Source organism: Nocardioides jishulii, from assembly GCF_006007965.1.
Lineage (GTDB): Bacteria > Actinomycetota > Actinomycetes > Propionibacteriales > Nocardioidaceae > Nocardioides > Nocardioides jishulii.
In genome coordinates this window covers 296,325-318,714 of the sequence record NZ_CP040748.1, presented here as the reverse complement: position 1 = coordinate 318,714, position 22,390 = coordinate 296,325, and the positions used below count along the sequence as shown (strand labels likewise).

The 22,390-nt window shown below is 71.9% G+C and carries 18 protein-coding genes; 7 read left to right on the top strand and 11 right to left on the bottom strand.

The window, feature by feature from the left end:
- Positions 1-6 precede the first annotated feature (6 nt).
- From hutI to FCL41_RS01385, 3 genes are read right to left on the bottom strand one after another with little or no spacing between them, the layout of a single operon-like run.
- Positions 7-1,161: an imidazolonepropionase gene (gene hutI, locus FCL41_RS01395; protein WP_137064315.1), complete on the bottom strand. Its 1,155-nt coding sequence runs from the start codon at positions 1,159-1,161 to the stop codon at positions 7-9.
- Positions 1,158-2,522, bottom strand: coding sequence for a formimidoylglutamate deiminase (locus FCL41_RS01390; protein ID WP_239021718.1), 1,365 nt, complete (start codon positions 2,520-2,522; stop codon positions 1,158-1,160). Before FCL41_RS01390 ends, hutI begins: the two co-directional genes overlap by 4 nt.
- Positions 2,519-3,730, bottom strand: a complete 1,212-nt coding sequence (locus FCL41_RS01385; protein WP_137064316.1) for an allantoate amidohydrolase — start codon at positions 3,728-3,730, stop codon at positions 2,519-2,521. The genes FCL41_RS01390 and FCL41_RS01385 overlap by 4 nt, the downstream gene beginning before the upstream one ends.
- 87 nt (positions 3,731-3,817) lie before the next feature.
- Between FCL41_RS01385 and FCL41_RS01380 the strand changes: the two genes are divergently transcribed.
- Positions 3,818-4,423, top strand: coding sequence for a nitroreductase family protein (locus FCL41_RS01380; RefSeq protein WP_137064317.1), 606 nt, complete (start codon positions 3,818-3,820; stop codon positions 4,421-4,423).
- A 1-nt stretch (position 4,424) separates the two neighbouring features.
- Here FCL41_RS01380 and mnhG read toward each other — a convergent pair whose 3' ends face one another.
- Genes mnhG through FCL41_RS01350 form a run of 6 tightly spaced genes read right to left on the bottom strand, consistent with a single transcriptional unit; the run spans position 4,425 to position 10,854 of the window.
- Positions 4,425-4,814, bottom strand: a complete 390-nt coding sequence (gene mnhG, locus FCL41_RS01375; protein WP_170970134.1) for a monovalent cation/H(+) antiporter subunit G — start codon at positions 4,812-4,814, stop codon at positions 4,425-4,427.
- Positions 4,814-5,131, bottom strand: a complete 318-nt coding sequence (locus FCL41_RS01370; RefSeq protein WP_212723035.1) for an MrpF/PhaF family protein — start codon at positions 5,129-5,131, stop codon at positions 4,814-4,816. The genes mnhG and FCL41_RS01370 overlap by 1 nt, the downstream gene beginning before the upstream one ends.
- Positions 5,128-5,703: a Na+/H+ antiporter subunit E gene (locus FCL41_RS01365; RefSeq protein WP_137064318.1), complete on the bottom strand. Its 576-nt coding sequence runs from the start codon at positions 5,701-5,703 to the stop codon at positions 5,128-5,130. Before FCL41_RS01365 ends, FCL41_RS01370 begins: the two co-directional genes overlap by 4 nt.
- Positions 5,700-7,388, bottom strand: coding sequence for a Na+/H+ antiporter subunit D (locus FCL41_RS01360; RefSeq protein ID WP_137064319.1), 1,689 nt, complete (start codon positions 7,386-7,388; stop codon positions 5,700-5,702). The genes FCL41_RS01365 and FCL41_RS01360 overlap by 4 nt, the downstream gene beginning before the upstream one ends.
- Entirely contained in the window at positions 7,385-7,981 is a 597-nt protein-coding gene (locus FCL41_RS01355) for a Na(+)/H(+) antiporter subunit C (protein ID WP_137064320.1), read from the bottom strand. Before FCL41_RS01355 ends, FCL41_RS01360 begins: the two co-directional genes overlap by 4 nt.
- Positions 7,978-10,854 carry a Na+/H+ antiporter subunit A gene (locus FCL41_RS01350; protein WP_239021898.1) on the bottom strand — a complete coding sequence of 959 codons (2,877 nt, stop codon included), beginning with the start codon at positions 10,852-10,854 and terminating at the stop codon, positions 7,978-7,980. The genes FCL41_RS01355 and FCL41_RS01350 overlap by 4 nt, the downstream gene beginning before the upstream one ends.
- A gap of 117 nt (positions 10,855-10,971) precedes the next feature.
- Between FCL41_RS01350 and FCL41_RS01345 the strand changes: the two genes are divergently transcribed.
- From FCL41_RS01345 to FCL41_RS01325, 5 genes are all read left to right on the top strand, one after another.
- On the top strand, positions 10,972-12,309 hold the full coding sequence (locus tag FCL41_RS01345; protein WP_137064322.1) for a M20/M25/M40 family metallo-hydrolase: 1,338 nt from the start codon (positions 10,972-10,974) through the stop codon (positions 12,307-12,309).
- A gap of 21 nt (positions 12,310-12,330) precedes the next feature.
- On the top strand, positions 12,331-13,779 hold the full coding sequence (locus FCL41_RS01340) for an MFS transporter (RefSeq protein WP_137064323.1): 1,449 nt from the start codon (positions 12,331-12,333) through the stop codon (positions 13,777-13,779).
- A gap of 63 nt (positions 13,780-13,842) precedes the next feature.
- Positions 13,843-16,551, top strand: a complete 2,709-nt coding sequence (locus FCL41_RS01335) for a cation-translocating P-type ATPase (RefSeq protein ID WP_138868045.1) — start codon at positions 13,843-13,845, stop codon at positions 16,549-16,551.
- 128 nt (positions 16,552-16,679) lie between these two features.
- Complete coding sequence (locus FCL41_RS01330) at positions 16,680-17,756, top strand: HpcH/HpaI aldolase/citrate lyase family protein (protein ID WP_137064324.1); 1,077 nt, start codon at positions 16,680-16,682, stop codon at positions 17,754-17,756.
- Positions 17,757-17,784: 28 nt separating this feature from the next.
- Positions 17,785-18,648 (top strand): HpcH/HpaI aldolase/citrate lyase family protein, encoded by an 864-nt coding sequence (locus FCL41_RS01325; protein ID WP_137064325.1) that lies wholly within the window; start codon positions 17,785-17,787, stop codon positions 18,646-18,648.
- Between the two features lie 85 nt (positions 18,649-18,733).
- On the opposite strand, the gene FCL41_RS01320 is transcribed toward FCL41_RS01325, so the two are convergent.
- Positions 18,734-20,179: a hypothetical protein gene (locus FCL41_RS01320; protein ID WP_137064326.1), complete on the bottom strand. Its 1,446-nt coding sequence runs from the start codon at positions 20,177-20,179 to the stop codon at positions 18,734-18,736.
- A gap of 213 nt (positions 20,180-20,392) precedes the next feature.
- Here FCL41_RS01320 and FCL41_RS16900 point away from each other — a divergent pair, with 213 nt between their 5' ends.
- Positions 20,393-20,536: a hypothetical protein gene (locus tag FCL41_RS16900; protein WP_170970135.1), complete on the top strand. Its 144-nt coding sequence runs from the start codon at positions 20,393-20,395 to the stop codon at positions 20,534-20,536.
- Between the two features lie 85 nt (positions 20,537-20,621).
- Here FCL41_RS16900 and hutU read toward each other — a convergent pair whose 3' ends face one another.
- Positions 20,622-22,301, bottom strand: coding sequence for a urocanate hydratase (gene hutU, locus FCL41_RS01315; RefSeq protein ID WP_137064327.1), 1,680 nt, complete (start codon positions 22,299-22,301; stop codon positions 20,622-20,624).
- Positions 22,302-22,390: the final 89 nt, after the last annotated feature.

Here is a 22,390-nt window from a genome sequence, read left to right as displayed (position 1 = left end):
CCCGTCTCAGACCGGCCTTCCGCCCACCCACGTCTGGCTCACCAGCGGCACGCCCGGCCGGTAGGCCAGGTGCAGGTGGCTCGGTGCGTCCAGCACGGCGAAGTCCGCACGTGATCCAACCCCCAGCCAGCCGACGTCGTCACGCCCCAGCGCGGCCGCCCCACCGGCCGTGGCGGCGTACAGCGCCTCCTCGGGTGTCATGCCCATCTCCCGCACCGCCAGCGCCACGCAGAACGGCATCGACGAGGTGAAGCTCGAGCCGGGGTTGCAGTCGGTCGCCAGCGCCACGCGTACGCCCGCGGCCAGCAACCGGCGCGCGTCCGGGTAGGGCTGCCTGGTCGAGAACTCGACCCCGGGCAGCAGGGTGGCGACCGTGCCCGAAGCGGCCAATGCGTCGACGTCGGCGTCGCTCAGGTAGGTGCAGTGGTCGACCGCGACCAGCCCCAGCTCGCAGGCCAGCTGCACCCCGCCGCCGTACGTCAGCTGGTTGGCGTGCAGCCGTCCGCGCAGCCCGACGGCGGCCCCGGCGGTCAGCACCTCGCGTGCCTGGTCGACGTCGAATGCCCCCTCCTCGCAGAAGGCGTCGATCCACCGCGCCCACGGCGCTGCCGCGTCCAGCATCGGCCCGGTCACCTCGGCGACGTACGCCTCGGGCGACACCCCACTCGGCACGACGTGCGCCCCGAGAAAGGTCGTCTCGTCCGTGAACTGCCGCGCCACCGCCAGGCTCCGGGCCTCGTCACGCGCCGTGAGCCCGTAGCCGCTCTTGATCTCCACCGTGGTCGTGCCACCGCGGCGCATCTCAGCCACCAGCCGCGCGACCTGCGCCGTCAGCGCCTCGTCGCTCGCCGCCCGGGTCGCGGCGACCGTGCTCCGGATGCCGCCGGCGGCGTAGGGCTCTCCCGCCATCCGCGCAGCGAACTCCGGGCCGCGGTCACCGGCGAAGACGAGGTGAGAGTGCGAGTCCACGAAGCCCGGCACCACGGCCCGGCCACCGAGGTCGAGGCGCAGGTCGGCGGTGGGCGCCTCGGCCTCCGGGCCCGCCCACGCGACGCGGTCGCCCTCGACGACGAGCGCGGCCCCCGGCACGAGACCGAGGAGGCCCTCGCGGGTCGGGTCGTTGGTGACCAGCTCGGCGATCCCGGTGACCAGCGTGCTCATCCCACGCCCTCCCACACCGCGGCGATGACCCGGTCCAGCTCGCGCCCCAGCGCCGCCGCCTCGTCGGGGTCGCCGGTGGTGCGCCACACCCCGTCCGTCATCACGCGGCGTACGTCGGCGGAGGTCGCCGCGAAGACCGCCGTGTGCTGGTCGGCGCCGGTGCCCGCCGTCCGCGGCGACGCGGTGTCGAGCACGACCAGGTCGGCACGATGGCCGACGGCGATCGCACCCGCGTCGTCCCAGCCGAGGCTTCCGTGACCCGTCGTCGTCGCCGCCTCGAGCAGCGTCGCGGCGGCGAAGTGGCCCCGCGTCCGGGTGGCCAACCGCTCGTCCAGCTCCACCGCGCGCATCTCCTCGAAGAGGTCGATCACCGCGTGGCTGTCCGACCCCAGCGTGAGGCGCGCCCCCGCGGCCCGGAGCGCCGACGCCGGACCGGTCCCGTCGGCCAGGTCGCGCTCCGTGGTCGGACAGACGCTGACGAAGGCGCGCGAGTCGCCCAGCACCACGATGTCGGCGGCGTTGACATGGGTCGCGTGCACGGCGCTGGTCAGTGGCCCCCACACCCCCGCCGCGTCGAGCACCTGGGTCGGGGTGGCCCCGTAGGCCGCCATCGACGCCTCGTTCTCGGCGACCTGCTCGGAGAGGTGCACGTGGCGCGGGCGGCCCACCCCGGCCGCGACCACCGCGGCGAGGTGACCACGCGGCACGGCCCGCACGGAGTGGATCGCGGTCCCGCTGCGCGCGTCGGTGCGGGGCACGAGTGCGGCCTGCATCGCCGCCTGCCGCGCGGCCCACGCATCGGGGTCCCCGTCGCTGAAGCGGCGCTGCACCCCCTCGACCGGGGCGCCGAAGCCCCCGGAGAGGTAGACGGTGTCGAGAAGCGTGATCCGCAGGCCAAACTCCGCCGCCGCGTCGACCAGCGCGTGGCCGAGCAGGTTGGGGTCGTCGTAGGCGCCCCCGTCCGGGCGGTGGTGCAGGTAGTGGAACTCCCCCACGCAGCTGACGCCGGCGGCGACCATCTCGGCGTACGTCGCCCGCGCCAGCGCGTGGAACTGGTCCGGGTCCAGGTGCACAGCGAGGGAGTACATCTGCTCGCGCCACGTCCAGAAGCTTCCGCGACCACGCTGCGTACGCCCGCGCAGCGCCCGGTGGAAGACGTGGCTGTGGGTGTTGGCCAGCCCAGGGAGCACCAGCCCGTCGATCCTGGCCGCCGCACCGGCCCGGTCCCCAGCCCTCGTCTCCACCCGGCTGAACCGACCCGCCACGACCTCGACCAGCACGTCGTCGCGCACTGCTCCGTCGACCCAGGCCCGGCCCAGGAGGTAGGTCTGCGCTGCCTCGCTCATGTCGCTCCCGCTCACGCCAGCAACCGCGCCAGCACGTCGGCCAGCGCCTCGACGCCGGCCAGGCAGTCCTCGGTCTCGGCGTGCTCGTCGGGCGAGTGCGAGACCCCCGTCGGGTTGCGCACGAAGAGCATCGCGGTCGGCACCCCTGCCTGCGCCAGCACCCCGGCGTCGTGGCCGGCGGCCGTGGGGATCACCGGCCAGCCGCGGCCCTCGCCCAGGACGTCGACCAGCGCCGCGTCGAAGGCAACCGCCGCGCTGGTCGACTCCGCCGTCACCGTCAGCGAGGTCCCGTCGCGCCCGGCGCGCTGCTCGGCCTGGGCTCTCACCGTCGCCACGAGGTCGTCCAGCCCCGCGCTCGACGCGGCGCGAGCGTCCAACCACGCCGTCACCCGCGAGGGGACCGCGTTGGTCCCGTTGGGTGAGACCTCGAGACGTCCGAAGGTGGCCCGGTGGCCCCCGAGACGGGCCTGCTTGTTGGCGGCCAGCGCGGTCATCGCGTAGGTCAGCATCGGGTCGTGACGGTCCTCCATCCGCGTGCTGCCCGCGTGGTTGGCCTCGCCGGTGAAGTCGAAGCGGTAACGACCGTGCGGCCAGATCCCGCTGCCGAGCCCGACCGATGCACCACGCTCGACGAGGTCGCGGCCCTGCTCCACGTGGAGCTCCACGAAGGTCGCGACGCGCGCCACCCACGACTCTCGCCGGGCCCCGGACCTGCCCGGGCCGGGGCTGCTCAGCACCGTCGCCATGGCGTCACCGAGCCAGACTCCGTCGCGGTCGCGCAGCTCGCGCGCCTCCTCCCACGACCAGGCGCCGGTCGCGAGCCTCGAGCCCAGGCAGGCCACGCCGAAGCGCGACCCCTCCTCCTCGGCGAAGGCCGCCACGCCCACCGGCCGCGACGGCGTCACACCGCGCTCGGCGAGCAGGTCGACGGCGGCGAAGCCGGAGACCACGCCGAGCGGGCCGTCGTACGCCCCACCGTCGAGCACCGAGTCGAGGTGCGAGCCGGTCAGCAGGCCGGGGACCTCGGCGGTCGCCACTCCACCCCACCAGGCGACGAGGTTGCCGAAGGCGTCCTCCTCGACCGTCATCTCCCGCTGCCGCGCAGCCCCGCGGAACCAGTCGCGCAGCTCGGCGTCGACACTGGTGAAGGGCTGACGGAAGTAGCCCCCGTGCGCCGCGCGACCGAGCGGCTCCAGCTCCTTCCACATCCCCTCGAACGTCATGGGCACAGCCAACCCTGCGCCCTCCCCCCGGTCAACGACCTCGGAGCCGCGCCGGGTCTCGGATCCGAGATCGGCAAGGATGGCGCCATGGAGTTCCGCGAGGTCGTACGCCGTCGTCGCATGGTCCGTTCGTTCACCGACGAACCCGTGCCCCCCGCCGCGCTCGACCGGATGCTCGACCACGCGACCCGGGCGCCCAGCGCCGGCTTCTCACAGGGGTGGGCCTTCCTGCGGCTCGACACCCCCGAGGACGTGACGCGCTTCTGGCGCGCGACCTCACCCGACCCTGACGCTGACAACGCCTGGCTGCGCGGCATGCGCACCGCGCCCGCCCTCGTGGTGCCGCTCGCGCACAAGGACGCCTACCTCGACCGCTACGCCGAACCCGACAAGGGGTGGACCGACCGCGACGAGGCCCGCTGGGTCGCCCCCTACTGGTTCGTCGACACCGGGATGGCGTCGCTGATGGTGCTGCTCACGGCCGTGGACGAAGGACTGGGCGCCTGCTTCTTCGGCATCCCGGTCGAGCGCGTGGAGGCGTTCCGGGCAGAGTTCGGCGTGCCCGCGGCGTACGCCCCGATCGGCGCCGTGGCCATCGGCCACCCCGACGGGTCCCCACGGCGCGGCTCACCGACGCGCCGCACGCGCCGCGGCGTCGACGAGGTCGTGCACCGGGGCCACTGGGGCGGCTGAGCTACGGGGCTCCGCGGTGGTCCAGCCCGTCGTGGGCGTCGTCGTTCAGCTCGTCGTTCAGCTCGTCGACCACCAGCAGGTCCTCGCGCACCAGGGCGGAGCGGTAGGAGGCGCGGGCGACCATGTGGCTCGAGACCACGCTGGTGGCCATCTGCAGGATCACCACGAAGAGCAGCATCCCGAGCACCGACGGGTCACGCAGGCGCAGCGCGAGCCCCGACACGACCAGCATCAGACCGATGACCTGCGGCTTGGTGGCCGCGTGCATCCGGCTCAACAGGTCGGGCAGGCGCACCACACCGATCGCGGCGATCAGCGCGAAGAGCGAACCCGCCAGCAGGAGCACGGCAGCAGCGACGTCCATCACGTCGGCGACGTCGATCTCGGCCATCACTGCTCCTCCCCCTCGATGTCCTCGTCGTCGTCCTCACGGGTGTCCACGTCCTCGGTGTCGCTGGCGAAGCGGGCGATCGAGACCGCCCCGACGAAACCGACCATCGCCAGCACCAAGAGCATCGGGAGCGACCACGTCTCGGCACGCTGGATCGACTTGAGCGCCACCGCGCAGACCATCACCGACATCAGCACGTCGAGCGCTGTTGACCGGTCGAGGATCGTCGGTCCCACCGTCATCCGCACGACCAGCAGCACCGCGGCTGCGGTGAGCAACGCCGCCGAGATCGCCAGCACCACGCCCATCGCCGTCATCGCGCCCCCTCCTGGCTCGCGGCCGCGACCTCGGGGATCGGCTCGAAGGCCTTGAGGAAACGCTTCTCGACGGCGAGCGCCTGCTGACGGAACGCTTCGGCTGCCTCCACGTCGTCGACGTCGAGCACGTGCAGGAAGAGCGTGTGGGTGGAGCGCCGGGCCTCCACGATGATCGACCCGGGCACCAGCGTCAGCATCGCGCCGACGGCGGTCAGCACGAAGTCGGAGTCCGACTCGAGGTCGACGGTGACGATGGCGTTCGTGACGGGTCGGCGACGCAGGACGACGAACGAGACCAGGATGCTGGCCTTCACCACGTCGTAGAGGAAGCGCACGATCAGCGCGATCAGCGGCAGCAGCCGCACCCGCGCGCCGATCGAGACCGGAGGCAGCGGGAAGGCGTACGACGCCGCCGCCGCGACCACCACGCCCAGCAGCACGATGCCCGGGGAGAACGAGCCCCACAGGCCGATCCAGAAGACGACCAGCCACAGCATCGGCCACGGCTGGATCGGGCGGTAGCGGGCGGGCTTGACCTGCCCGCTGCGCGTCGTACGCATCTGCGGGCTCATCGCACGTCTCCCAGCACGGCCTCGAGGTAGGCACGCCCCTCGATGAGGTCGGATCCGGCCCGCTCGCTGTAGGCGTAGAGCGGCCCTGCCACCACGGTCAGCGCGACCGTGACCGCGACGAGCGCGGCGGCAGGCCCCATCATGCTGAAGGGCAGGTGCCGGGTGTCGCGCCCCGTCGCGATGAGCTGGTGGAAGTCGAGCTCGTCGACGTCGGCGTCGGTCACCTGCTGAGCCTCCGCGATGTTGGCGGCCGGCACCACCCCCTCGGGCGTGTGCAGGTGGCCGCGGTGCTCGGTCGAGCGCGTACGCCGCGACAGCGACGGCTGGGCGTCGAGCGCGTTGAGCTCGACCAGCGCCTCGTGCGCCTCCTCGGGCGTGCGCCAGAAGACGACCGCCCAGGTCTTCGCCACGGCGTACAGGGTGAGCAGGCTGGTCAGGACGCCACCGACCACCAGGGTCCACGCCAACGGGGTGCCGAGGTCGATGGTCGCCTGCAGCAGGCCCACCTTGCCGATGAAGCCGGAGAAGGGTGGGATGCCGGCCAGGTTCATCGCCGGCACGAAGAAGAGCACCGCCAGCAGCGGCGCGATGCGGGCCAGCCCGCCGATGCGCAGCAGCGAGGTCGAGCCCGCTCTCCGCTCGACCAGACCCACCACGAGGAAGAGTGCGGTCTGCACGGTGATGTGGTGCACCACGTAGAAGATCGTGCCCGCGACGCCGTGCTGTCCGCTCACGGCGATGCCGAGCATCAGGTAGCCGATGTGGCTGACCAGGGTGAAGGACAGCATACGTTTGATGTCGCTCTGCGCGATCGCGCCGAGGATGCCGATCAGCATCGTCAGCAGCGCCACCCACAGCAGCAGGTCGGTCAGCGGCGAGTTGGGGAAGAGCACCATCTGCATGCGCAGGATCGCGTAGACACCGACCTTGGTCAGCAGGCCTGCGAAGACCGCGGTGACCGGTGCCGGCGCCGTCGGGTAGGAGTCGGGCAGCCAGAACGACAGCGGGAAGACGGCCGCCTTGATCGCGAACGTCGTCAGCAGGAGCAGCTGGATCATCAGCGAGACGTTGGGGTCGATCTCGGCGAGGCGCACGCCCAGCTGCGCCAGGGTCAGCGTGCCGGTGGCCGCGTAGGTCACCGCGAGGGTGATCAGGAAGAGGGACGACGAGAGCAGCGCCACGAGGACGTAGATGGTGCCGGCCCGGATGCGCGCGTCGGTGCCGCCGAGGGTGAGCAGCACGTACGACGCGAAGAGCAGCATCTCGAAGGAGACGAAGAGGTTGAAGAGGTCGCCGGCGAGGAAGGCGTTGGAGACGCCGGCCACCAGCACCAGGAAGGTCGGGTGGTAGACGGCCAGCGGCGCGGACTCCTCGTCCTCCACCATGCCCTGACCGATGGAGTAGCCGAGGACCGCCAGCGTCACCACGGCGCTGACCAGCAGCATCAGCGCGGCGAGCCGGTCGGCCACCAGCACGATGCCGACGGTCTCGGGCCAGGCGCCGATCCACAGCGTCTGCGGGCCCGAGGTGTCGGCCTGGTACATCAGCACGGCACCGACCAGGGCCATGGAGACGAGCACGAAGACGCTCAGCCAGCGTTGGAGGCGGGGGCGTCCGGAGAGCACCAGTGAGAGGCCCGCGCCGAAGAGGGGCAGGACCACGGGGAGGGGGACGAGCCAGTTCACTTCGTGTCCTCCTCGTCGCCGGGCCGGTCGGTCGTGCTGTGGGGTTGCTCGGACCTGCGCCGTTCAGCCTCGACCCGCTCGGCCGCCTCCTTGGCCTCGGCCAGCTCGGCCACGGTGAAGTCGGAGGCCAGGTCGGTCTCCTCGTCGTCCTCCGTGGTCTCGGCCCGGAAGGAGTCGGACTCGATGTCCTGGGCGGCCATCCGGCGGATGAGCGCGTCCTCCACGTCGTCCTGCACGTCGTCGTGGCCGGCGAGCTGCCAGGAGCGGTAGGCCATCGCCAGCACGAACGAGACGGTGGCGAGCATGATCACGATCGCGGTGAGCACCATCGCCTGAGGGAGCGGGTCGACGTAGGTCCCCGACTCCCCCTCGACGATCGGCGCGACCCCTGCGGGACCACCGGCGACGAGGAAGCCCAGGCTGATCCCGTTGCCCATCATCACCAGGCCGACGAGCACCCGCGACAGGCTGCGCTCGAGCAGCAGGTAGACACCGCACCCGATCAGGCCGGCCGCGACCACGACGAGGGTGAGGTTGACGTCTCCCGACGAGGCGACGGTGCCGCCTCCGGGGCCAGCAGCCACGACGTTCATCGGGCCACCTCCTCGGCGACAGCAGCCTCACGCTGGACCTTCACGATCTGCCGGTCGATCTGCGAGCCGAGGCCACGCAACAGGTCGAGGACCAGGCCGAGCACGACCAGGTAGACACCGACGTCGAAGAGCGCGGAGGAGACCAGGTGGACCTTGCCCAGCACGGGCACGGTGACGTCGAGGATCGCGGACTGCAGGACGGTTCCTCCGAAGGCGAGCGGGATGACGGCGGCCAGCGCGGCGAAGGCGAGCCCCGCCCCGATCACCTTGCCGGCGTCGATCGGGGCGGCCTCGTCGAGCTCGTACCGGCCGCCGGCCAGGTAGCGCAGGACGAGCGCCAGGCCCGCGGTGAGTCCGCCCGCGAAGCCGCCGCCGGGCGCGTTGTGGCCGGCGAAGAGCAGGTAGACGCTGAAGACGATGATCGTGTGGAACAGCAGCCGGGTGATGACCTCGAAGATGATCGAGCGCTTGTCCGGCGCCATCGTGCGCGGCGCGGGCAGCCACACCCGGCGACCCGGCGCGGTCGGCTGCTTCGGGACCCCCTCGGGGAAGGGGATCTCGTGCACGCGGCGGATGCCGGTGCCGCGCACGTCGAGGAAGATCAGGCTGGCCACGCCGGTGCCCGCGGCGACCAGCACCGCGATCTCGCCCAGGGTGTCCCAGGCACGGGTGTCGACCAGGATGACGTTGACGATGTTGGCCCCCCCGCCGTACTCCACCGCGAGGCGCGGCAGGACGGCGGAGACGGGCTCGTGGACGCGGGCGCTCGCCCCGACGAGCATGAAGCCGGCAGAGACCAGCGCGACGGAAGCGCCCAGCGCCACGCGCCAGTAGCGTCGTGCACTCAGCGGACGGTCGGTGAAGTACTCGGGCATCCGACGCAGCGCGAGCACGAAGACCACGACGGTCAGCGTCTCGACGAGCGCCTGGGTGAGGGCCAGGTCGGGTGCGCCCTGGAGCACGAAGAGCGCGGCGGTGCCGTAGCCGGTCGCCCCGGCCAGCAGCACTGCGCGCAGGCGTCGGCGCGACCGGACCGCCATCAGCGCGGCCAGCAGCATGACGCCGCCCACGACCGCCTGGGCGGGGGTGTCCCACAGCCGCACGTCGATGATGTCGTAGGTCGTCAGCAGCGTCGAGCCGGGCACCAGCACGACCACCACCAGGGTGATGCCGAGGTACGCCGCCGCGGAACCCCGCTGGACGACGGCGGTCAGCTCGACGGAGAAGCGGTCGAGGCCACGCATCACTGCGCGGTAGCCGTTCTCGACGGAGATGTTGAGTGCCAGCGCGCCCTGGAAGGTGGCCACCGGGCCGCGCTTGACGAACAGGAAGGCACCGAGCGCGAGCGCGACGAGGGTGGAGAGGAGCGGCAGCCCGACCCCGTGCCACAACGACAGCTCAGCCTCGTGGGCCCCTGCCGGGAGCAGGTCGGCGTGCGGAGCGAGGACGTGGGTCAGCCATGCGCCGCTCAGACCGGCGACGACGGAGAGCACCGCGAGGACCACCGGGCCGGCGGCGAAGCCGACGGGCACCTCGGTGACGTCCAGCTCCTCGGCCACGGTCCGGTTGCCGAACGCGCCCCAGACGAAGCGGGCGGAGTAGGCCACGGTCAGCACCGAGCCGAGCACGACGCCCGCGAGCACCAGCCACCCGACCATGCCCTGCATGCCCGTGCCGTCGCCGTACTCCGCCACGTCGACGAGCGCCACGAAGGCGCTCTCCTTCGCGACGTAGCCGACCAGCGGCGGGATGCCGGCCATCGAGGCGGCGGCCAGGGTCGCGGCGGCCGCCACCCACGGCATCCTGCGGCCCAGCCCGGTGAGCTTGCGCAGGTCGCGGGTGCCGGTGGTGCGGTCGATGAGGCCGACGACCAGGAAGAGGGTCGCCTTGAACAGGGCGTGGGCGACGACGATGCCCAGACCGGCGAGCATTGCCGATCGGGTGCCCAGGCCGAGGACGAGGACCATGAAGCCGAGCTGGCTCACGGTGCCGAAGGCGAGCAGGAGCTTGAGGTCGTTCTGCCGGAGCGCCCGCAGGCCGCCCAGGATCATCGTCAGCAGGCCCAGCCCGACGAGCGTGCCGCGCCAGCCCGGGACGTCGGCGAAGGCAGGCGCCAGCAGGGCGACCAGGTAGACGCCGGCCTTCACCATCGAGGCGGCGTGCAGGTAGGCGCTGACCGGCGTGGGCGCAGCCATCGCTGCGGGCAGCCAGAAGTGGAAGGGGAAGAGCGCCGACTTCGTCAGCGCGCCGACGAGGAGCAGCAGGACTCCGGTGGTGACCAGGGCGCCGCTGGGCGGGTCGGCGAGGATCTCGCTGATCCGCATCGTGCCCGCGGCGTGGCCCAGGGCCAGCGCGCCGACCAGCATCGCCAGGCCGCCGAAGGTGGTGACGACCAGGGCCTGCATCGCCGCCTGACGGGCGCTGCGGCGCGTGGGGTCGTGGCCCACGAGCAGGAACGAGAAGACGGTGGTGAGCTCCCAGAAGACGTACAGCAGGAGCAGGTCGTCGGCCAGGACCAGCCCGAGCATCGCCGCGATGAAGGCGACCAGGACGCCGGCGAAGCGCGGCACCCCGGCGCTGTCGTCGTGGAAGTACCACCGGCAGTAGGCCAGCACGACGGTGCCGATCCCGAGCACGATCATCGCCAGCACCCACTGCAGGGTGCCCATCGCGAAGGCGAGCTCGAGGCCGATCGCGGGGACCCACGTCATGACCTCGGTGTGCACCTCGCCGGCGGCGACCGAGGGGGCGTACGTGGCCAGCCACACCGTCCCGGCCAGGGGCACGAGGGCGATGGGGAGGAAGGCTCGCCGTCCCGCCCGCAGCAGCAGCCAGGGGCAGACCGCCGCCAACAGGAAGAGCGCGGCGATCACGAACAGCAAGGGCAGACCTCTCGTCAGGTGGGCGGGTGGGTCTCCGCGGGCAATCCTACCGGTCGGGTCGACAAAGTCTGACGGCGCTCATACCGCCGAGACCCCGACTGGCCCACAATGGGCGGCGTGACTGACTCCGGCGCGATCTCCAAGCTGCAGCGACTCGTCCAGATCCCCACGGTCTCGCACCGCGACCCCGACCTCGTCGACCACGCAGCCTTCGATCGGCTGCACGCGGCGCTCGCCGCGAGCTACCCGCTGCTCCACCAGCACCTCGATCTCACCCGGGTGGGAGGCCACGGGCTGCTGTTCCACTGGCAGGGCGCCTCGAGCGAGCGACCGCTCGTGCTGATGGGCCACCTCGACGTCGTGCCGGTCGACGAGGACGCCACCTGGACCCACCCGGCCTTCGGCGGCGTCATCGCCGACGGCTTCCTGTGGGGTCGCGGCACCCTCGACGACAAGGGGTGCGTGGCCGGCATCTGCGAAGCCGTGGAGACGCTGCTGGCCCGCGGCTTCACCCCGGCGCAGGACGTCTGGCTCTCCTTCGGCGCCAACGAGGAGGTCTTCGGCACCGACGCCCTCGACGCGGTCGCCCTCCTGCGCGAGCGTGGTGTCGCCCCGTGGCTGGTGATCGACGAGGGCGGCGCGGTCGCCCACGACGCGTTCCCCGGGGTCTCGTGCCCGGTGGCCGTCATCGGGGTGGCGGAGAAGGGCAGCACGTGCTTCGAGCTGCGCGCCGAGGGACGCGGCGGGCACGCCTCGATGCCGGCGAAGATGGGGCCGACCGCGCGCATCGCCCGTGCGGTGATGCGCCTGGAGCGCTCCCCGTTCCCCGCCCGCCTGCCGGCGCCCACCGTCGAGCTCTTCTCCCGGCTCGCCCCGCACGCGCCCGGCCCGTTGCGGCCCCTGATGGCCAACGCGGCTCGCCTGGCGCCACTCCTGACCCGTGCGCTGGTCGCCGCGGGCGGGGAGTCGGCCGCGCTGGCACGCACCACCGTCGCGGTCACCACCCTGTCGGGCTCACCGGCGCTCAACGTGATCGCCTCGACGGCCAAGGCCGGCGTCAACGTCCGGATCATGCCGGGCGACACCGTCGCCGGCGTGACGCAGCACCTGGCGAAGGCGATCCGCGACGACCACGTGCACCTCGACCTGGTCGAGTCGGCCGAGCCGAGCCCGATCTCGCTCCACGAGGACGACGAGGGCTTCGCGCTCGTGGAGCGGGTCGTCGCAGAGGTCTTCCCCGACGCGGTCGCGGCTCCCTACGTCCTGATGGGGGCGACCGACAGCCGCTCCTTCACCGAGATCTGCGACCGGGTCTACCGCTTCACCCCCTTCCGGATGAGCAAGGCGCAGCGCGAGTCGATCCACTCCTACGACGAGCGCATCGGCGTCGACGACTTCGCCGACGGCGTGCGGTGGTACGAGCGACTTCTGGAGTCACTCGGCTGAACGTTGCGATAGAACTTGCCCATGAAGAAGCAGACGGTCCAGGGGCTGGTGGCGGTCGTCGGCTTCCTGGCCGCGGTCGAGGTCGCCAGCGGCATGCTCCAGGGGTTCTACTCCCCGATCTACAGCCACATCGCCGACCACCTGTCCATCACCGACGGTGACCTCAACTGGTTCGAGGCGGCCCAGCTGATCGTCTCGGCCCTCTGCGTGCCGGTGCTGTCGCGCCTGGCCGACCTGGTCGGTCACAAGCAGGTGCTCCTGCTCGCGACGGCGGTGACCGCGATCGGCTCCTGGATCGTCGCCTTCGCGCCGTCCTTCACCACCTTCCTCATCGGGTGGGCGGTGCAGGGTGCCTACGTCGTGTGGCTGCCGATCGAGGTGGCGATCATCTACCGGATGACGGCCGGCTCCGGGCGCCAGGGGCTGCTCACCCGACGCTCCGCGGCGATCCTCGTCGGCGTGCTGGAGACCAGCGTCATCGTCGCCGCGCTGACCAGCGGGGCGCTGGTGGACCACGTCTCCATGACGACGCTGCTGAGCATCCCCGCCGTCGTCGTGACGCTGTGCCTGCTGATGATCCTCCTCGGCGTCAAGGACCTGCCTCCCACCAGCACCGGTCGCCTCGACGGCGCCGGCTTCCTGCTGGTCACCGCGTCGCTGGGCCTGGTGATGGCCGGGCTGATCGCGGTGCGCCTCGAGGGCCCGGCCTCCGTCATCCCGTGGCTGCTGATGACCGGTGGCGTGCTCCTGCTCGTGCCCCTGGCGCGCCACTCGGCCCGGCTGGAGGACCCACTGGTCGACGTACGCCTGCTCGCCTCGCCGCAGCAGTGGCCGATCCAGCTCACCGCCTTCCTCTTCGGCTTCTCCGTGCTGGGCGCGCAGATCCCGCTCTCGACCTTCGCCCAGACGCCCACGTCGCTGGGCTACGGCCTCGGGGTGGACAGCGAGCGCGTCTCGATCCTGATCGCGGTGTACGTCCTCGCGATGGCCGCCGGGGCCTTCTCCCTGCCGCTGTGGTCACGCTGGTTCGGCGCGCGCAACGCCCTGGTCTTCGGGGCCGCGCTCGTCGGGACGGGGTACGCCCTGTGGCTGCCGCTGCACGAGACCGTGCTGCAGGCGCAGCTCAACATGACCATCGCCGGCATCGGCTCGGGCCTCCTCGTCGCCGCCCTGCCCGCCGCGGCCGCCGCGGCCGCGCCGGAGGAGCGCACCGGCTTCGCCACCGGCATGACCAACGGCGTCAAGACCATCGGGGGTGCGATCGCCTCGTCGATCTTCGCCATCGCCCTGGCCTCGACCGGCTCCATCGAGGACGCGGAGGCCGGCCACGCCTCGCTCGAGGGCTACATGACCGTCTGGGCGATCTGTGCCGTCGCCGGATTCGCCGCGGCGGGGCTGCTGTTGCTGGCGCCCAAGCACGTGTTCGAGGGTGCGGCCTCGGACGACGACGCCGTGCCGGCCGTGGTCTGAGCCGAGTCTGAGTCCGAGAAGTCCCACGCGTCACCGCCGGGGCCAGCATGTGACCATGGAGAGGTGGACCAGCGTTCCGAGATCCAGCGCCAGGACCCCCTCGAGTCCCCCACCCGTGAGGGTGGGCGTACGGCCACGTCGTGGCACATCCGTTCACGCACCGACGTGCTCGCCGAGCTGGGGGCCCGCACGGACGGGCTCTCCGCCGCCGAGGCCGAGGACCGCCTGCACCGCCACGGCCCCAACGAGCTGCCCGCCGCCGACGCCACACCCGCGTGGAAGGTTGCTGGGTCGCCAGTTCGTCAGCCCGCTGATCGGCATCCTGCTCGTCACGCTCGTCATCACGAGCGTCCAGCGGCACTGGGCCGACGCGGCGCGATCGCCCTGATCCTCGTCCTCAACGCAGGGATCGGCTTCTGGCAGGAACGTCGCGCCGAGTCGGCGGTGCGGGCCCTCCAACAGCTGACCGTGCTGACCTGTCGGGTGCGCCGTGACGGGCAGGACCACACGGTGCCGGCCACGGAGCTGGTGCCGGGCGACGTGGTCCTGCTCGAGTCGGGTGACCGCGTCCCGGCCGACCTGCGGCTCCTGGAGGTCAACGGACTGCAGGTCGACGAGTCCATGCTCACCGGCGAGGTCCTCCCGGTCACCAAGCAGGTCCACCGGCTCGCGCCGCACACCGTGACGGCCGAGCGGACCAACCTGGCCTTCAGCGGCACCCTGGTGACCGCCGGCCGCGGCCTGGGCGTCGTGGTGGCCACTGGCATCGACACCGAGCTCGGTCAGATCAACGAGCTCGTCCAGGGCCCCCGCGGCAAGACCCCGCTGCAGGTGCTGGCCCACCAGCTGGAGCGGCGCATCGGGGCCGTGGTCGCGGCCTCCTCCGCCCTGGTCTTCGTGGTGGGGCTGGCCCTCGGCCACGGGGTCTCGGAGATGTTCCGTACGGCGGTGGCGCTGGCCGTGGCCTCGGTACCGGAGTCGCTCCCCATCGTCCTGACCGTCGCGATGAGCCTGGGCGTGGCCCGGATGGCGCGCCACCACGCGATCGTCCGGTCCCTCACCGCCGTGGAGACGCTCGGCTCCACGACCGTCATCGGCTCGGACAAGACCGGCACCCTGACCCGCAACGAGCTCACCGTCGAGGCCGTCTGGACGGCCGACCGTGAGCTCGACCTGCGCGACGAGGCGGAGCCGGGCGGGCCGCTCACCGCCCCGTTGCGGGCAGCCCTGCGGACGGGAGCCCTCACCAACGAGGCCTCGCGCGCCTCCGCGGAGGCCGTGGCCCAGGGGGCCGCCGACTACCTGGGTGACGCGGTGGACGTCGCGATGCTGCGGGCGGCCGAGCGGACCGGCGTGGTCACCGACGCCGAGCGCGACGACCGGTGGGTGGCGCACGCGCCGTACGAACCGGAGCTGGGCCTCTCCCAGACCGTACGCACGGAGCAGGGTCGCCGCGTCCTGCACGTCAAGGGCTCCCCCGACCGACTCGCCGCGCTCTGCACGACGATGGCGACCGAGGCGGGGCCGGTGCCCTTCGACCCCGACGCCGTCTCCGCCGCCAACCACCGGTTCGCCGACGACGGCATGCGGGTGCTCGCGACCGCCTCCCGCATCCTCGACGACGCAGAACCCGCGAGCCGTCCCCTGCCGCCGCCGTCCGGCCTCACCTTCCTCGGCCTGGAGGCCATGGAGGACCCGCCGCGTCCCGGCGCCGCCCAGGCCGTCGCGGCCTGCCAGGAGGCGGGCATCACCGTCGTGATGATCACCGGTGACCACCCCGCGACGGCAGCGTCGATCGGACGACACCTGGGCCTGGGGACGGGCGCCGCCCCCGTCACCGGCGCCGAGATGGCCGAGCTCACCGACAGCGCCCTGGTGGACCGGTTGCGGTCCAGCGGCGTGGCGGCACGGGTCAGCCCCCAGGACAAGCTGCGCATCGTCCGGGCCCTGCAGGACCACGACGAGGTCGTGGCCGTCACCGGCGACGGCGTCAACGACGCCCCGGCCCTGCGAGCCGCCTCCATCGGGGTCGCGATGGGGCGCTCGGGCACGGCGGTCGCCCGCGAGGCCTCCGACGTCGTCCTGACCGACGACAACTTCGTCACCGTCGTCGACGCGGTGGAGCAGGGTCGGGTCACCTTCAACGCGATCCGCAAGGGCACGTTCTTCCTGATCGCCTCGGGGCTCTCGGCCCTGCTGGCGGTGGCAGCCAACCTGGTCACCGACCAGCCGCTGCTCTTCATCCCCATCCAGCTGCTCTTCATCAACGTCGTCACCAACGGCGTCCAGGACATCGCCCTCAGCTTCGAGCCCCCGGAGGGTGACGAGCTCCGGCGTCCGCCTCGTCCTCGGGGTGAAGGGCTGCTCTCGCGCACCCTGTGGGTGCGCACGGTCCTCTCTGCCGTCTGGATGGCCGTGGTCATCCTGCTCACCTTCCGCTGGGGCCTCACGGAGGGACTCGCGGAGGACCACGCCCGTACGCTCGCCCTGACCGTGCTGGTCACGCTGAACTTCTGGCTGGTGCTCTCGGCCCGCGCCGAGTACCGCTCACTGTTCACCATGAACCCGCTCGGCAACCGGTTCCTGCTCGTCAGCGCGGTGGGGGCACTGCTGCTCCTCGTGGCCTGCGCCGAGGTGTCGGTGACGGCCAACCTCCTGGGGCTGGTCCCGCTCTCCCCGCTCGAGTGGGTGGCCTGCCTGGCGCTGGGCTCCACGCTCCTGGTGGTGGTCGAGCTGCACAAGTGGCTCGGGCGGCGCCGCCTGGGGCTCTGACGTTCCTCCGCGTGCGCCCCGGCGCAGTACCGTCGAGGTGATGGCTGAGAGCCCCGCACGCCGCCCGCTCCGTCCACCGTGGGGTCCGTCGTACCGACCGGTAGGGCCGCGCTGTTATGTTCCGGCGCATGCGCACTGCCAAGGACTTCTTCGCCCCCCTCGCCGTCGGCGCTCCGGCCCCGGTCCGCGAGATCCCCGCGCGCCCGAGCCGCGCGATCCACTTCTTCGACCCGGGCAACCCCAAGATGGCTGCCAAGGTCCCGGACATGGTCGGCACCGTCGACGTCCTCCTGGGCAACCTCGAGGACGCGGTCAAGGCCGAGAACAAGGAAATCTCCCGCGAAGGGCTCGTGAAGATCGGCCGTGACGTCGACTTCGGCCCCACCCAGTTCTGGACCCGCATCAACTCGCTCGACAGCCCGTGGGTGCTCGACGACCTCACCACCCTCGTACCGGCCATCGGTGACAAGCTCGACGTCATCATGGTGCCCAAGGTGCAGGGCGCCGAGGACATCCACTACGTCGACCGCCTGCTGGCGCAGCTCGAGGCCAAGGCCGGCATCACCAAGCCGATCCTGATCCACGCGATCCTGGAGACCGCTCGCGGCGTCGCCAACGTCGAGGAGATCTGCGGCGCCTCCCCGCGCATGCAGGGCATCTCGCTCGGCCCCGCCGACCTGGCTGCCGACCGCCGCATGAAGACCACCCGCGTCGGTGGCGGCCACCCCGGCTACCTGGTCCGCCAGGACGCCCCGGCGCTCGCCGAGGGCGGCTACGACTTCACCGGTCAGCGCGCGATCTTCCAGCAGGACCTCTGGCACTACACGATGGCTCGCATGGTCGACGCCTGCGCCATGCACGGCATCTACGCCTACTACGGTCCGTTCGGCGACATCAAGGACACCGTCGCCTGCGAGGACCAGTTCCGCAACGCCTTCCTCATGGGCTGCGTCGGTGCCTGGTCGCTGCACCCGGTGCAGATCAAGATCGCCAACAAGGTCTTCTCGCCCTCCGTCGAGGACGTGAAGCACGCCCGCCGTGTGATCGCCGCCATGGGTGACGGCACCGGCGCGGTCATGCTCGACGGCAAGATGGAGGACGACGCCTCGGTCAAGCAGTGCAAGGTCATGGTCGACCTCGCCGAGGAGCTCGCCGCGAACGACCCCGAGCTCAAGGCCAAGTACGACGCGATCGTCGTCGACTGACGACCTCACCGACGAGAGAGAAGAACCGATGACCGAGTTCACCCCCCTGAGGTCCGTCCTCTACATGCCCTCCTCCAACGAGCGGGCGCTGGAGAAGGCCAAGACTCTTCCGTGCGACGGCCTGATCCTCGACCTCGAGGACGCCGTTGCCCCTGACGCCAAGGTCGAGGCCCGGGACAAGGCCGTGGCCGCGGTGAAGTCCGGCGAGTACGGTCGCCGCACCGTCACCATCCGTGTCAACGGCATCGGCACGCAGTGGCACGACGACGACATCGTCGCCGCCTCGCAGGCCGGCCCGGCCGCGATCGTGGTGCCGAAGGTCAACAGCGCCGCCGAGGTCCAGCAGCTCGTCGCCGCCATGGAGGCCGCCGGAGCCCCGGAGCACACCAAGCTCTGGGCCATGGTCGAGACCCCGATCGCGATCCTCGACTGCCTGGCCATCGCACAGGCGTCGCCGCGCCTGGGCGCCTTCGTCCTCGGCACCAACGACCTGGTGAAGGAGCTGTACGCCGAGCACGTGCCCGGTCGCGCCCCGATCCTCCCCAGCCTGCACACGGCCCTCCTGGCCGGTCGCGCCGCAGGCATCGCGGTGATCGACGGCGTCTACAACGACGTCAAGAACACCGAGGGCTTCCTCGCCGAGTGCGAGCAGGGTCGCCAGATGGGCTTCGACGGCAAGACGCTGATCCACCCCGGTCAGGTCGAGGGCGCCAACAACGCCTTCGCCCCCTCCGCTGCGGCCGTCGAGGACGCCCGCGGCCTGATCGAGGCGTTCGAGTCGAGCACCGGTGGCGTGGTCACCTACAAGAACAAGATGGTCGAGAACCTCCACGTCGAGTCGGCCAAGCGCACGCTGGCCATCCACGAGGCGATCACCGCCCTCGCGGGCTGAGGCACCGCGCGCAGCCGCGCCCGACACGACGAAGGCCCCCGGAAGTCCGGGGGCCTTCGTCGTCTGCTGCTGGGTCGAGAGAGGCTCAGCGGCGGGGGATCCACTTGTGGCCGCGCTCGGGTCGGGCGGCACGCTTGCCGCCCCGTTCGGCCCGACGCCCGACCGGAGGCGCGGGCTCGTTGTCGGGCAACCGCGCCGGTGAGTCCGTGTTGCGCTCCTTGATCGCCGCCAGCGCCTCGGCCACCCGGGCCTTGTCCTGCTCGGGCGTGCTGGAGCGAGTCGGCACCTCGGGGGTCGCCTCCGGGGCGCTCCACTGCTGGGCAGGCGTGGGCACGGGCGCAGGGCTCGCTGCTTGCTGACGCGGGACGACGGGGGCGGGCGCCTCGTCGACGAGCGTCGAGGGCCGGTGGACCGCAGCCTTCAGACGACCCAGAGGGCTCTCCGGCTCGACGGAGCCGACAGGGACAGCGGCCGGGGCGGGGGTGGCCGCGGGGGTCGACGTGGGGACTGCCGGCGGCGACGGCGGCACCAGCGGCGTGATCGGCGTGGACTCCAGGCGCGGAGGGCCGACGTACTCGGGCTCGGCACGGTGGCTGCGGCTGGGCGCCCGGCGCGGCGCCGGGACGGTACGCGAGGACGACGGTCGCGAGGAGCCCGACCTCGACGGGTAGGAGCGCGAACCGGACCGGGAGGAGCGCGCGGGCGCGGCCCCGGACGTACGTACGAGGAGCACCGCGCCGCCGACCAGGGCGAGGGCCGCGAGCACGTACAGCCCCCAGGGGCCGACCGTGGTCGAGGCCTCGACGGGGGTGACGAGGTCGCCGACGACGATCTGGCCCTCCACGACGTGCTCACCCTGGGCGAGGACGCCGAACGTGAGCGGGAGGACGAACTCGACGCTCTCGCCGGGCTCGATCACCGGGACTCCCGAGTCGGTGATGGCGACGGGTTCGTCGTCACCGTCGCGCCACGCCAGGTCGACGGTCGGCTGGGCGGGCGACGCCCCCGCGTTGCGCAGCTTGAGCGTCAGCGTCGGCTCGGGGGCCATGCCGAAGAGGTGGCCGATGCCCGGCGCCTTGCTGACGGTGGCCTCGTCGACGACGATCTGGGGCACCTTGACCTTCTTGGCGACGGGGTAGCCGACGAGGTTGATGCTGGCGCCGACCGGCGGGCTGTCCTCGGAGTCGATCACCACCCGGCAGGGACAGGGCCCTGCCGGCTCGGTGACCTTGATGTCCTCCGACACCCGTCCGGCAGCCGTGGCCCTGACGCCCTGGAGACCCTTGTTGCAGGCCAGGCGGCCCGACGCGTCGGGGGCACCGCAGAACTTGATCGCCACCGTGTCGCGGGACTGGAACCCGGTGCCGACGACGCGGATCTGCTCTCCGAGGTAGACCCGGGCCTTGCTGAGCTCGACCTCCGCACCGGGCTCGGCTGATCCAGCGACGGGGACGAGCAGCAGAGTGACGACCGCCACCGTGCCGGCGACGACCGCCGCGAGCGCGTGGCGCGAGCGTACGTGTTCCCTCATGAGTGATTCCTCCCGAGATCGAGGCTGACACCCACTCCCCACCCGGTCAACTTGCACGCTCATCCCGTGAGCGCGAACACAACGCGACAGTTGACCCAAATGCGGTAAGCGAGGTCTTTCAGGAATCGCAGGTTTGAACGTTCTGGCGAAGGGGAGGTTCCTTTCAGCCACGGACGACGATGTCTCGTGGCCCTGAATCTCAAGGAGAGAACCATGGTCGTACTCGGTCTCATTCTGCTGATCCTCGGGCTCATCACGGGCCCGCCGGTCCTCATCACGATCGGTCTCATCCTGATCGTCGTGGGTCTGGTCCTGAACTTCGTGCCGATCGGCGGAAGCTCCCGCAGGGTCTGGTAGTCACCGGACACGGGATGTCAGCAAGCACCCCTTCCAGAAGGGCCGCACCTCAGGTGCGGCCCTTCTGGCATTTCTGCGCCGGCGCTCAGTCCTCACGCATCGGCACGCGTACGCCGTGGCCCAGCGCCACCTCCTCGGCGCGCGGATAGCCCGCGTCGACGTGACGGATCACGCCCATCTCGGGGTCGTTGGTCAGCACCCGTTCCAGCTTCTGCGCCGCCAGGTCGGTGCCGTCGGCGACGCAGACCTGCCCGGCGTGCAGCGACCGGCCCATCCCGACGCCGCCGCCGTGGTGGAAGGAGACCCACGTGGCGCCGGAGGCGGTGTTGACCAGCGCGTTGAGCACGGCCCAGTCGGCGATGGCGTCGGAGCCGTCGGCCATCGCCTCGGTCTCGCGGTAGGGCGAGGCCACCGAGCCGCAGTCGAGGTGGTCGCGCCCGATCACGATCGGCGCCTTCACCTCCCCGTTGCGCACCATCTGGTTGAAGCGCAGCCCGGCCAGGTGGCGCTCCCCGTGACCGAGCCAGCAGATCCTCGCCGGCAGCCCCTGGAAGGCCACCCGCTCCTGGGCCAGCGTGATCCACCGGTGAAGACGGGCGTTGTCGGGGAAGAGCTCGAGCACCGCGCGGTCGGTGGCGGCGATGTCGGCCGGGTCGCCGGAGAGGGCGGCCCAGCGGAAGGGGCCCCGGCCCTCGCAGAAGAGCGGGCGGATGTAGGCCGGCACGAAGCCGGGGAAGTCGAAGGCCCGGTCGTAGCCGCCCTTGCGCGCCTCGTCGCGGATGGAGTTGCCGTAGTCGAAGACCTCGGCGCCGGCGTCGAGGAAACCGACCATCGCCTCGACGTGGGTCGCCATCGAGGCACGTGCCCGCTCGGTGAACCCGGCCGGGTCGCGCCGCGCCTCGTCGCGCCAGTCGACGAAGTCGATCCCCAGCGGCAGGTAGGACAACGGGTCGTGCGCCGAGGTCTGGTCGGTGACCACGTCGATCGGCGCCCCCATCTCGAGCAGCCGCGGCACCAGCTCGGCGGCGTTGCCGAGCACCGCGACCGAGAGCGGCGTACGCGCGTCCCGGGCCGCCTCGGCCAGCGACACGGCGTGCTCCAACGAGTCGGCCTGCGCGTCGAGGTAGCGGTGCTCGATGCGCCGCTCGATGCGGGACTGGTCAGCCTCGATGCAGATCGCGACGCCGTCGTTCATGGTGACCGCGAGCGGCTGGGCTCCACCCATGCCACCGAGTCCGGCGGTCAGGGTGATCGTCCCGGCGAGCGTCCCGTCACCGCCTCGACCGGAGGCGGTGAGCTTGTCGGCCACCGCGGCAAAGGTCTCGAAGGTGCCCTGGAGGATGCCCTGGGTGCCGATGTAGATCCATGAGCCGGCGGTCATCTGGCCATACATGGTCAGGCCCAGGTCCTCGAGACGGCGGAACTCCTCCCAGTTGGCCCAGTCGCCCACCAGGTTGGAGTTGGCGATGAGCACGCGCGGCGCCCACTCGTGGGTGCGCATCACCCCGACCGGCTTGCCGGAGGCGACCAGCATCGTCTCGTCGTCGCCGAGGGTGCGCAGCGTGCGGACGAGGGCGTCGTACGCCTCCCAGCTGCGCGCCGCTCGTCCGGTGCCGCCGTAGACGACGAGGTCCTCGGGCCGTTCGGCGTTGGCCGGGTCGAGGTTGTTCATCAGCATCCGCAGCGCCGCCTCGGTCTGCCAGGACCGCGCGCTGGTCTCGGTGCCGGTGGGGGCGTGGATCGGCAGGCGCGGGTTGCTGGTCATCCCCTCATGCAACAGCGGCCACGGGGCGACGGGAAGTGTCCTGGGTCACCGATCTGTCTCGCATCCGAGACGCACACCCGCGACTGGCG

What these genes read in the sequence shown, in the direction of transcription:
- hutU (WP_137064327.1), bottom strand. Translation starts at nt 22,301, where the DNA reads ATGACCAGCAACCCGCGCCTGCCGATCCACGCCCCCACCGGCACCGAG.
- FCL41_RS01340 (WP_137064323.1), top strand. Translation starts at nt 12,331, where the DNA reads ATGAAGAAGCAGACGGTCCAGGGGCTGGTGGCGGTCGTCGGCTTCCTG.
- FCL41_RS01345 (WP_137064322.1), top strand. Translation starts at nt 10,972, where the DNA reads ATGGGCGGCGTGACTGACTCCGGCGCGATCTCCAAGCTGCAGCGACTC.
- FCL41_RS01365 (WP_137064318.1), bottom strand. Translation starts at nt 5,703, where the DNA reads ATGAGCCCGCAGATGCGTACGACGCGCAGCGGGCAGGTCAAGCCCGCC.
- FCL41_RS01320 (WP_137064326.1), bottom strand. Translation starts at nt 20,179, where the DNA reads ATGAGGGAACACGTACGCTCGCGCCACGCGCTCGCGGCGGTCGTCGCC.
- FCL41_RS01330 (WP_137064324.1), top strand. Translation starts at nt 16,680, where the DNA reads ATGCGCACTGCCAAGGACTTCTTCGCCCCCCTCGCCGTCGGCGCTCCG.
- FCL41_RS01325 (WP_137064325.1), top strand. Translation starts at nt 17,785, where the DNA reads ATGACCGAGTTCACCCCCCTGAGGTCCGTCCTCTACATGCCCTCCTCC.
- mnhG (WP_170970134.1), bottom strand. Translation starts at nt 4,814, where the DNA reads ATGGCCGAGATCGACGTCGCCGACGTGATGGACGTCGCTGCTGCCGTG.
- FCL41_RS01380 (WP_137064317.1), top strand. Translation starts at nt 3,818, where the DNA reads ATGGAGTTCCGCGAGGTCGTACGCCGTCGTCGCATGGTCCGTTCGTTC.
- FCL41_RS01385 (WP_137064316.1), bottom strand. Translation starts at nt 3,730, where the DNA reads ATGACGTTCGAGGGGATGTGGAAGGAGCTGGAGCCGCTCGGTCGCGCG.
- FCL41_RS01370 (WP_212723035.1), bottom strand. Translation starts at nt 5,131, where the DNA reads ATGACGGCGATGGGCGTGGTGCTGGCGATCTCGGCGGCGTTGCTCACC.
- FCL41_RS16900 (WP_170970135.1), top strand. Translation starts at nt 20,393, where the DNA reads ATGGTCGTACTCGGTCTCATTCTGCTGATCCTCGGGCTCATCACGGGC.
- FCL41_RS01355 (WP_137064320.1), bottom strand. Translation starts at nt 7,981, where the DNA reads ATGAACGTCGTGGCTGCTGGCCCCGGAGGCGGCACCGTCGCCTCGTCG.
- hutI (WP_137064315.1), bottom strand. Translation starts at nt 1,161, where the DNA reads ATGAGCACGCTGGTCACCGGGATCGCCGAGCTGGTCACCAACGACCCG.